The sequence below is a fragment of the Asanoa siamensis genome (genome assembly GCF_016862555.1).
In the GTDB taxonomy this organism is placed as follows: domain Bacteria; phylum Actinomycetota; class Actinomycetes; order Mycobacteriales; family Micromonosporaceae; genus Asanoa; species Asanoa siamensis.
On sequence record NZ_BONE01000164.1, the window covers coordinates 1 to 5820 of the forward strand.

Annotated in this window: 8 protein-coding genes and 1 pseudogene; all 9 read right to left on the reverse strand. The window is 64.3% G+C overall.

Annotated elements, in window-relative coordinates:
* Positions 1-27 precede the first annotated feature (27 nt).
* Positions 28-1017: a GNAT family N-acetyltransferase gene (locus Asi02nite_RS40715; RefSeq protein WP_203719396.1), complete on the reverse strand. Its 990-nt coding sequence runs from the start codon at positions 1015-1017 to the stop codon at positions 28-30.
* A 148-nt stretch (positions 1018-1165) separates the two neighbouring features.
* A pseudogene (locus tag Asi02nite_RS40720) lies at positions 1166-1336 on the reverse strand (IS256 family transposase); the annotation flags it as partial.
* A gap of 261 nt (positions 1337-1597) precedes the next feature.
* Entirely contained in the window at positions 1598-2539 is a 942-nt protein-coding gene (locus Asi02nite_RS40725) for an ABC-2 membrane transporter-related protein (protein ID WP_203719397.1), read from the reverse strand.
* Complete coding sequence (locus Asi02nite_RS42180; RefSeq protein ID WP_239127715.1) at positions 2539-2901, reverse strand: hypothetical protein; 363 nt, start codon at positions 2899-2901, stop codon at positions 2539-2541. Before Asi02nite_RS42180 ends, Asi02nite_RS40725 begins: the two co-directional genes overlap by 1 nt.
* A gap of 2 nt (positions 2902-2903) precedes the next feature.
* A complete protein-coding gene (locus Asi02nite_RS42185; RefSeq protein WP_239127716.1) occupies positions 2904-3425 on the reverse strand; it encodes an ATP-binding cassette domain-containing protein in 522 nt (173 codons plus the stop codon).
* Positions 3422-3814 carry a GntR family transcriptional regulator gene (locus Asi02nite_RS40735; protein ID WP_203719398.1) on the reverse strand — a complete coding sequence of 131 codons (393 nt, stop codon included), beginning with the start codon at positions 3812-3814 and terminating at the stop codon, positions 3422-3424. The genes Asi02nite_RS42185 and Asi02nite_RS40735 overlap by 4 nt, the downstream gene beginning before the upstream one ends.
* A gap of 910 nt (positions 3815-4724) precedes the next feature.
* A complete protein-coding gene (locus Asi02nite_RS40740; protein WP_203719399.1) occupies positions 4725-4907 on the reverse strand; it encodes a hypothetical protein in 183 nt (60 codons plus the stop codon).
* On the reverse strand, positions 4904-5335 hold the full coding sequence (locus tag Asi02nite_RS40745; RefSeq protein WP_203719400.1) for a hypothetical protein: 432 nt from the start codon (positions 5333-5335) through the stop codon (positions 4904-4906). Before Asi02nite_RS40745 ends, Asi02nite_RS40740 begins: the two co-directional genes overlap by 4 nt.
* The coding region (locus Asi02nite_RS40750) for an RNA polymerase sigma factor (protein WP_203719401.1) at positions 5332-5820 on the reverse strand (489 nt) is incomplete at its 5' end. The genes Asi02nite_RS40750 and Asi02nite_RS40745, both read right to left, overlap by 4 nt.

A 5820-nucleotide genomic window follows, 5' to 3' on the forward strand; every position in this document is an offset into this window, starting at 1 on the left:
CAGAAAGCCTACGACGCGATTCGGAAGCTAGGTCACCATATTCATGCAGACCGCGAGGATCCCGCAAGTCCACCCAGTTAGAGCGATAGCCGGGATCCCAACTAAAACATAATTGCTGGGAGACTTTGCCAATATTCCGCCTTTTCGCGGTGTTGTGCCTTTCCGTCCGAACAGCACCGCCGGGCAACCGCGTAGCTCAACTAAACGCTCTAGAACCTTGATGGCCTTTTTCCGGTACTGCAGGTAAAAAACACCCGCACTAAGCGTGACCGTAAATGCCAACGCCGACGCCGCACCCAGGAGGGTTGTCAACAGCAGCACGACGTTCTTTGATCCGTCCTTAAATCCAAGCGACAGTCCGCACAATGCAACGAGGCCGACCGTGACATAAAAGAAGTTGTTGAGTTTCTGCCAGTTCAGTCGATCATCATGCTTGTAAAGATCAATTGCGAGGAGTAGTTGCTGTTGGAACATTCGCGAATCTCGCGGGAGACGTACCCAGACCGTTCTCGGCAGCCCATCCAAAGGGGTAACCGAAGTCGCTGGCGCGAAGCCCAGCTTGCGGTGGAGGTGCGACGAAGCGCGGTTCCTTGGTTGTGCGACGACCAAGGCGACAACATTGGTAGAGCCGCTCACCGCCAGCACGCGTCCGTATAGCGCCGACGCTATGCCTTGATTTCTGAAGTTTTTTGATATAAATACCTGCTTGACGATGGTGAAATCGTCCAGTACTTCCGCGAGCTGGGACGATAGCCACTCATCGTCTCTGAGAAGATCGCTATAGCTGTATGCAATTAAATAGCCAGCAAGCTCTTGTCCAAGGTGCGCTACATAAAAGAACTCAGCTCGATCGAGGAGATCCCTATAATCGGTGAAGCTCAGGCCTGAGACGAGAAACCCATTGGCCGGCGATTCGTTTTCCGGCAATGCATCAAGCGCACCGCATCGCGCCAGTTCCGTGATCCCCTTCAGATCGCCAAACACCGCCGGCCGGATCGTGACCGCTTCATGATTCATGGCGCATCCTCCCTCGCTACGCGATGACTTTCGAGGTTAATGTCCACGGTCAAATATGAGGAATCTTGCGCAAACTGCCGGCTTATGATGTCGAGCAAGGCCGATTCAATCCAGAGAATGGTTTTGCGCCGTCGGCCGGGCTCACCACCGTCAACTGCTGGAGCAGACCGCCGCCGCCGGTCAGCTGCAGGCCCGCTGCGGGGGCCTGCTCGACCGGGCGACCGGCCAGTTCCGCGTCCACACCATCCGCCGGCACCGCCGCCGGATCAATCCTCTTAGCCACCGCGGAAGAATCCACGGCCATCGTCGTGTCGGTCATCGGGTGCTGCTCCTTGATCAGGAGTTGCACCGTTGTTCTTACAGACCCCCGTGTCGGTACTGCCGGCGGCAAGACCTGGTCAGCGGCAGAGAGTGTGCAGAATCTCTATGACTTGGCCGTCATGCAAGCATTGCCCAAGTCGGGTGACCTTATGAGAAATTGGCGGCCGATTCTGCATCAAGCGCGGCGGTTTCTGAATACCGCGGTGAGCCATCTGTTGCAGGAAGCGGCCGGTTTGATGAAGCCGGTCCTCTGGAGACGTTAGTCAGCACGGCGAGATAGCCGAATGAGGGCGAAGCCGGTGAGGAGGGCGGTGCCGGCGAGCAGGATGCCGGCCTCGATCCATTGGAAGCGCCAGAACAGGGTGGATGGGTGGAATATCCGGTTCACAGTGATGCCGTTGCTGTTTAAGCAACTTTCGTCCCATTGTTGAGGGCATAGGCGTTCCGCTGTAGCGTCGCCGACCGCGTGCCCACGGGAATCCCGTCGTTGTATGCCGAGCAGCCAGTCTTGCGGGGCGTACACGGCTGTGCCGCTGATTGCCTGATTGAGGGGTCGGGTTTCCGGCGTCGCGTAGTGCGGGCGAAGCATGTTGAGCCCGAACAGCGTCGCCACGAGGACGGCTAGGGTGATCGCCATGGCGGGCAGCGTGCGGCGTGCCAGCAGGCCGACGACGGTGCCGAGGCTCAGCGCGAAGAGCCAGAGCACGGGTGGCACTACGCCGACGAGGTCGAACAGCGCTGGATCCTGGAACCGGTTGATGGTGCGTATGACGGCGAACTGGTCGACCGCCCAGGTGACCACCATCGCCTGGGCAGCGCCGCCCAGCAGCGCCGCTACCGCGAGTCCGCCGAGCTTGGCGCCGAGCCAGCGTCGGCGGGTGACGCTCTGGCCCCACACCAGGCGCTGTGTGCCGCGTTCGAGCTCGCGGGCGATGAGCGGTGCTCCCCAGAAGGCTCCGACGAGCGCCGGCAGCAGGTTGATCGCGGCGAGCGTGATGTTGAGCCCCGAGTCGACGCCGACGTAATCCAACAGCTTGTCGCAGGGCAGGCCGGTTACCGTTCCCATGGCGCAGGCGCGCATCACTGCGGCCGGTTCCGCGAGGGCTGCGCCGCGATAAACCAGGTATGCCGCCAGCATGGCAACGACGGCGGCCATGGCGAGCAGTTGCAGGCGGTGCTGGCGCCAGGTGAGCCAAAGCATCAACGGTCTCCATCGGTTGTGGCGGTAGCCAGCGTCGGTCGGGGCAGCGCGGCGGCGTCGGGCTCGCGCAGGTAGCTGACTACCAACTCGGCCATGTCGAGAGGGGTGCTGGTCCAATGCGGGTCAAAGACTGGCCGGTCGGTTCGGACGAGCAGGCGTGCCTGGCGGCCGACGGTTCGGCGGCTGACGACCGAGATCGACGCCGGCAGTGCGTCCGCCGCCTCGATCGGCCCGGACAGCGCCTGGTGCGAACCGATCAGTTCCTCGACATCGCCCGCGACCTGCACCCGACCGTCGTTGACGACGATCAGCCAGTCGCAGGCCTCGGCCAGGTCCGAAATAACGTGGGAGGACAGGAGCACGGTCAGGTCGCCTTCAGGTGACCCATCATTTCGAGACGGGCCAATGGATCGAGGTTGGCCAGCGGCTCGTCCAGCAGCAACAGCCGGGGACGCTTTGCCATAGCCAGGGTAAGCGCGAGCTGGGCCTGCTGGCCGCCGGACAGCTTGCCGGCCCGCCGACGCAGCGGGATGCCCAGGCTGTCCAGACGCGAGATAGCGAAGTCGCCGTCCCAAGCCCGATTCAGTGCCCGCCCCATCCGCAGCAACTCAGCGACCCGGAACGTGTCATACAGCGGCTTGTCCTGGGCCACGAACGCTACTTGGCTGAGTACGTCCGCGGTGTGCGGTGGCACGCCGAAAATTCGAGCCTCGCCGCTGGTCGGGGTGAGCAGCCCCATCACGGCGTGCAGCAGCGTGGACTTACCGGCGCCGTTCGGCCCGACTAATGCCGCCACCCGGCCCGGGGGAACAGCGAGCGAGCAGTCCCGCAGCGCCCACGCCCGGCCGTATCGCTTACCCAGGCCCGCTGTCTCTAGGGCATTCATGCGACACCCCGCCCAGCGCGTTGGTGCAGGACTGCGGCGAAAACTGCCTCGATGTCCTCGGTCTCCAGGCCCGCCTGCCGGGCAGCCTGGAGGGCCCTGGTCAGATCCCGCTGGAGTTTGGCTCGGCCGGCGGCGGAGGCGTTGCCGAGCGAGCGCCGCACGAACGTGCCTTGGCCCGGCCGCGGTTCGACCAGACCCTCGCGCTCCAGCTCCCGGTAGGCCTTAAGCACCGTGTTCGGATTGACGGCCAGCTGCGTGACCACCGCAGCGGCCGTTGGCAACCTGTCGCCGGGCGCCAACACTCCGGTACGCAGCGCTTGGCGCACCTGCTGGACGAGCTGCACATACGTCGGCGTCCCGGCCGACCGGTCCAGATAGAACTCGATCACATCATCACTCATTCCACTAAATAATTAGTGGAAAGGTAGTGCAAGGACATGGGATCGTCAACGTGCTGGCTACAAGATGAAGATGGCTCGGTCATGTCGGCGAGGACAGGATGGCCGGAACCCCGCTGACAGCGCCCTGCCCGTCGGCCACCGCCTCGCCGCTGTCGTGCCGGTCCCCGGCCAGTAAGGCTTCAGGACAGGCCCGGAGGAACCGAGTCTCTCGATACGCCGCTGGACGAGCCGAACGCGACCGTAGCCAGACTCGTCGAGTCGGGATAGTCGGCTGCGGCGGATCTCGCGGTGGCATCCCGGAGCGACCAACCAAGGCGGCTCTTGGCTAACTTCTCCAGCCAGGACGACACGATCACTGCGTCCCAACAGCTCGCGCGGCGGAACCAGACGCGCCGGCGCCTGACGGGTGGGCGGGCTGATCAGTCCGTGCGTTGGCCCGGCTCGACCTGCGGTCGAGACCAAGCGTTGGCGTCGGGTAGCCCAGCTTGTGCCGAGCACCCAACCGGAGGAACGTTGAGTTGTCGCCGCTCAGGGCTGCCGTAGCGGCGGCAAGTATTGGTAGCTTCGATGATCAGCACGCCTATCAGGGTGGCGCAGTTCTTCGTGGCCCCCGGCTAGGGACACCCTGCGCCGGCCGACGCTGTCCACGGCCCTGCGCGCAGCGGCGATCTGCCCTCCGACCTGCGTCGCAGATGTCGCCGAAGTGGCACAGGTTCGTGCCTCTGACACCCTCGTCTGCCGCCTGTAGCATCGTAGAACTGCCTGGAACCAGCCTCTTCGGCCGCAAGCGCGGATCGCGGCATGAGCGGATACGCCGCGGCCAGCGTTCGCCCTTGAGCCAGCCGCCTGGCAGAGCTGCGCCTGCCAGGCGGTACGTCGGCCACGAGGAACCTGTTCGCTACTGTCCTGGGGACAATGTGGAGTTCGGCGAAGTTTCACCCGGGTAGACCATGGGCACGATCTGGCAGCGCTCCTCGGTGAGCGGTACGACGTTGATGTGCATGGCGAGAATCTGGCCGCTGGCGTCGGCGTATCCCGTCAACGCCAGCAGCTCATCGGGGTTCAGCCGGCCGGGATTCACGATGAATGTGCCGGCGCTGTCGTCGTCTGGAACTCCAGACCCTTGCCGGGAACGGAGAAGTCCGAGCGGGTGGTGCGCTGAGCACAGACCATGCCCGCCGGCACGAAACCGACATAGGCGGGGATGCCGGCCTCCGCCAGGCGCCGTTCCAGTCCAGCGGGATCTCGCAACTGGTGAATTGTCACTTCGACGGATCCGTTAGCACCGGTCTCGACGGCCCAGGCGGCCGAACTCCCACGCTGGCCGATGAGCACCGGCGCGGCGACTGCGGCGGCCACGGCGAGCACGCCCGCGCCTGCGATTGCGCCGATCCGCGCTCGCCGGCCGCGGCGTTGCCGCTGCCTACCGAGCGAGCTCGCTGCCGCCTGGATGACCTCGTCCTCGAGCACGGCCAGCAGTCGGTTCTCGAACGTTGTCGGCTGATTCACGACAACACCTCCAAGGTGGGATAGTTGGTCGCCTCACTGGCGTCAGGGCTGTGTTTGAGAAGTCGTCTCCGGGCACGGTGCAAACGCACTCGCGCCGCCACGGTGGAGATTCCTAGAGCCGCCGCGGCTTCTTGTATGGTCAGCCCTTCGGCGGCGACGAGTTCGAGAACCGCCCGCTCGGTCTCGGGCAGCTTGTCGGTTGCCGGCACGATCTGTCGTACCGCAGCCTGCGCGTCGATGCGTTCTTCGAGGCGGACGATGTCGTCGTCGGTCAATAGTCGTCGCCCTGCGAGGCGGTTGGCGGCCCGCCGCTCGCGCTCGGTGCGTCGAAGGTCAGTAACAAGCACGTTTCGGGCAATGCCGTAGGTCCACGCCATCGGGCTGCCCTTGGACGCGCGATACCTCGGGGCCGCGGCGATCGCAGCGAGGAAGACGTCGGCCGTCAGATCCGCCACCCGCTCCGCGTCCGGAACGCTGCGCGCTAA